Here is a 728-nt window from a genome sequence, read left to right as displayed (position 1 = left end):
CCGAAGCCGAGTTGGTCGTAGCCGCCGCTGTTGGGGCCGTAGTCCCCGCCGCCGCCCTCAGGCGTGGCCTTGGCGGCGATGCGGGTGAGGTAGGGCGCGGACAGGCCCCGCCGCTTGGTGTAGTGGTTGGCGATCATCGCCCAGATGGGCCGGGTCATGGTGGGGTCGACGGGTGCGGCGTCGGAGGCGGTCTCGCTGCCGGACCAGCCGCCGATCGCGCCCTTCCTGCGGGTGTTGGCCGTGTAGGACACGTCGCCGCCGAGGCTCCACTTGGCGACGTACTGGGCGCCCTTGAGGAAACGGCTGTCGTCGTAGCCGTACAGGTCGATGCCCTGGTTCCAGGCCATCTCGCAGACCGTGCCCATCAGGCCGACGCCCAGCAGGGCGTGGCCCTGGTCGCGGCCGGCCTCCAGCCACTCGGCGAGGCCGTCGTCGCCGACGACGGGAATGGCGTTGCGGACGGAGCCGAGCCCGGCGCCGTTCTCGAAGTACTCGACGACGCGCGCGACTCTCGCCTCGTCGTCGCAGAAGATGCCGGTGGCCAGGGCGCACGCCATCACGGTCAGGTCCCAGTTGGTCCAGTAGTTGGTGACGACCGCGTTGTTGTGGTCCTTCAGGAAGCTCTCGCTGACCGGGGCGAACACGGTGGTGAGCATGGTGCGGAACCGGTCGAGTTCGAAGTCGTCGCGGTCGCGGACGAGTTCGGCGGCGTTGGCGATCTGGTAGCC

1 protein-coding gene is annotated in these 728 nt (G+C 69.8%); it reads right to left on the bottom strand.

Features of this window, described 5'->3' with window-relative positions; genetic code table 11:
• Positions 1-728: alginate lyase family protein (locus tag BZL64_RS38395; protein WP_244205808.1), on the bottom strand; the 728-nt coding region annotated here is incomplete at both ends.

Origin of the sequence: Streptomyces bobili, from assembly GCF_002154575.1 — a bacterium.
In the GTDB taxonomy this organism is placed as follows: Bacteria; Actinomycetota; Actinomycetes; order Streptomycetales; family Streptomycetaceae; genus Streptomyces; species Streptomyces bobili.
The sequence above is the reverse complement of the archived record's forward strand: the minus strand, read 5'-3'. Positions and strand labels throughout refer to the sequence as shown.